The organism is Megasphaera sp. DJF_B143, from assembly GCF_900320625.1.
GTDB classification, from domain to species: Bacteria; Bacillota; Negativicutes; order Veillonellales; family Megasphaeraceae; genus Megasphaera; species Megasphaera hexanoica.
On the sequence record NZ_ONTA01000102.1, the window covers coordinates 1 to 3,071 of the forward strand.

The following is a 3,071-nucleotide window of genomic DNA, read 5'->3' on the forward strand; positions in this document are numbered from 1 at the left end:
AAGATATTTGTGATTTCTATGACCACAGCCTGATATATGAAACGGGATCTCTGAAGGAAACGACTGTAGCCGCCCTGAAGGAAGAAGATTTCTGTCTCCGTGAAGTACCCTTCCGGCCGACGGCAGAGGAGTTTTCCCGCCATGTTTATGAAACGCTGCAACGGCAGGGATATGATGTTTCCCGTGTAGATGTATACGAAACGCCTAATAATTGTGCGTCTTATGGAGGCTGACATGAAGGTAGCAGAGAAATTTATCAGTATCAACGGGGAAGGGAACCGGGCAGGTGAGTTGTCTGTATTTGTGCGTTTTCAGGGATGTAATCTCCGCTGCAGTTACTGTGATACGTCATGGGCCTATGAAGCGGATTGTCCCTATGAAGAACTGACACCCGATGAAATCGTGGAGTACGTCCTGTCTACGGGCGTGCATAATGTTACGCTCACTGGTGGGGAACCGCTGCTGTCTCAGGGAATCGCTGAATTAATAGAAAAACTCCTGGCACAGCCAAAAATCCGCGTAGAAATTGAAACGAACGGCGCTGTAGACCTGCGTCCATTCTGTATGCCTGCGCGGCCTGTCTTTACGATGGATTACAAATTGCCTTCCAGCGGCTGGGAACGGGCTATGAAAGTGGAGAATTTTTCTGTCCTGGAAAAGCAGGATACGGTGAAGTTTGTCTGCGGCAGCCAGGAAGACCTGCAGCGGGCGTGGGAAGTCATACAAGAATACAGGCTGACAGAACGATGCCATGTGTATCTCAGTCCAGTATTCGGTTCGATTGAACCGGTCGATATGGTTGCTTTCATGGAAACACATAAAATGAACGATGTGCGTTTACAAATCCAGATACATAAGGTTATCTGGGATCCAGAGAAACGGGGTGTCTGATATGATTGATACCAAAGCGATAGAAGAACATGTACGGGGGATTCTCATTGCTCTCGGAGAAAATCCCGACCGGGAGGGCCTGGTGGAAACGCCGAAACGGGTAGCCAAAATGTACCAGGAAGTCTTTGACGGCATGAATTACACGAATCATGAACTGGCACAGATGCTGGATAAGACCTTTGCAGAAGATACGACTAGTGCAGGCAGCGATCAGGTCGTCGTCATGAAAGATATTGACCTTTTTTCGTACTGTGAACATCATATGGCCCTCATGTACGATATGAAAGCGACCGTTGCCTATATTCCCAAAGGCAAGGTCATTGGTCTTTCTAAGATTGCCCGCATCTGTGACATGGCCGGGCGGCGGCTGCAGCTTCAGGAACGGCTGGGCCGTGATATTGCCGATATTCTGGGAGAAATCACAGGCAGTACGGATATTGCTGTCCTCCTGGAAGGCCGGCACAGTTGTGTCAGTGCCCGGGGAATCAAGAAAACGGATGCGAAAACGCGTACGGTCGAACTGCGGGGCCGTTTCAAGGAAGAACCGGCATTGCAACTCTACCTGCGATAACAAATGAGGCAGTGGCAAATGAGCATTAAAAGCTATGTTTGCCGCGGCCTCTCTTTTGTATACGTGAACCAGAGACGATTCCTACAGGAAATTTTCCCGGAATAAGACTAAAAATTTCCTATAGGATAGTCGTGTTTAATGGTATACTAAAAGAAAAGAATGGTTACGAAATAACATGTAATTTTAGCTTGTAAGGAGTGATTGATAATGAAATGGAAAGAACCGCTGTCGATTCATCATCTTACGCTGACGAACCGTATCGTCATGCCGCCTATGGCTACCCGGGCTGCTTCTCATGGCTACATTGATGAAGAAATATGTAAGTATTATCAGAAACGGGCAGAAAAGGGCTATCTGGGTCTGATCATTACGGAGCATATGTACATTGATAAGCAAGGAAAAGCCGATCCGAATCAGATTTCCATTTCCCGCAATGGTGATATTGGCGGCCTGCGGCAGCTGACCCGGTGTATCCACCGCGAAGGGAGTACGCGTGTGTTTGCTCAGATTAATCATGCCGGTTCTATTGCCGATCCCATTGTGACGCGGCAGCAGGCTGTGGGCCCGTCTCCTGTACTACATCCCCGTCAGAAACAGAGCCAGGTCCTGCCACGGGAGTTATCTGTCGAAGAAATACAGGTACTCGTAGCAGAATATGCCGCCGCTGCCGGCAGAGCCAAAGCGGCCGGATATGACGGCGTGGAAATCCATGCGGCTCATGGATATCTGCTGAACCAATTTTATTCACCACTTACCAACCACCGTAACGACGCCTATGGCTGTGACACGCTGGAAAAACGTGTTCATTTCCATTTGCAGGTCATCCATGCTATCCGTATGGTCGTCGGTACGGCGTATCCGCTGGCTATCCGGTTTGGCGGATGTGACTATCAGCCGGGCGGCAGTACAATCAATGATGCCGTGGAAGCAGCTAAATTGTTTGCAACGGCTGGGGTTGATCTGATTGATGTATCAGGCGGCATGAATTTCTTTGTCCGCCAGGATCATACAGAACCGGGTTATTTCCGCGATATGTCTTCCGCTATCCGTCATCATGTTTCCGTACCGGTCATCCTGACTGGTGGGGTACAGACAGTGGAACAGGCAGAAGACCTTCTTGTCACGGGAGCGGCTGATATGATCGGGGTTGGCCGGGCCATATTACAAGATGCGGAATGGCCGAAACGTGAATTAGGAAAATAGTATAATATAGATAACATGACAGGCTGTCCGATGAGGGCAGCCTGTTATATTATCTATATTATATTGTTGCTTTTTTAATGGATAAGGCAATGCGTTTCCGTTCTGTATCTACAGAAAGAATCATACAGTCTACGATATCGCCGACGTGTACGATATCTGTCGGGTGATGGAAGGGATGATTGCATAATTCTGACCGGTGGACGAGGCCGGGCGTTTTAAGGCCGATATCGACAAAGGCACCGAAATCGACGACGTTGTGGACCGTACCGCGCACGATAGAACCGATTTCCAGTTCATCCAGGGACAGGACGTGGCGTCGTGTCAGCGGTTTGGGGAAGTCGCTGCGCACATCCCGGCCGGGTTTCCGCAATTCTTCCAATATGTCACGGACTGTTGGTTCGCCGGC

General features: G+C 49.2%; 5 protein-coding genes. 4 read left to right on the forward strand and 1 reads right to left on the reverse strand.

Annotated elements, in window-relative coordinates:
* The 4 genes from DBO31_RS02940 to DBO31_RS02955 all read left to right on the forward strand — a co-directional run.
* Positions 1 to 233, forward strand: a 233-nt coding sequence (locus DBO31_RS02940; protein ID WP_200817443.1) for a 6-carboxytetrahydropterin synthase, incomplete at its 5' end; no start/stop codon positions are given.
* A 1-nt stretch (position 234) separates the two neighbouring features.
* Complete coding sequence (gene queE / locus DBO31_RS02945) at positions 235 to 891, forward strand: putative 7-carboxy-7-deazaguanine synthase QueE (RefSeq protein WP_113855616.1); 657 nt, start codon at positions 235 to 237, stop codon at positions 889 to 891.
* A 4-nt stretch (positions 892 to 895) separates the two neighbouring features.
* Positions 896 to 1,462 (forward strand): GTP cyclohydrolase I FolE, encoded by a 567-nt coding sequence (gene folE / locus DBO31_RS02950; RefSeq protein ID WP_200817444.1) that lies wholly within the window; start codon positions 896 to 898, stop codon positions 1,460 to 1,462.
* A 207-nt stretch (positions 1,463 to 1,669) separates the two neighbouring features.
* Positions 1,670 to 2,665, forward strand: coding sequence for an NADH:flavin oxidoreductase (locus DBO31_RS02955; protein WP_150824404.1), 996 nt, complete (start codon positions 1,670 to 1,672; stop codon positions 2,663 to 2,665).
* A 58-nt stretch (positions 2,666 to 2,723) separates the two neighbouring features.
* Here the strand turns inward: DBO31_RS02955 and DBO31_RS02960 are convergent.
* The coding region (locus DBO31_RS02960) for a S1 RNA-binding domain-containing protein (protein WP_150824405.1) at positions 2,724 to 3,071 on the reverse strand (348 nt) is incomplete at its 5' end.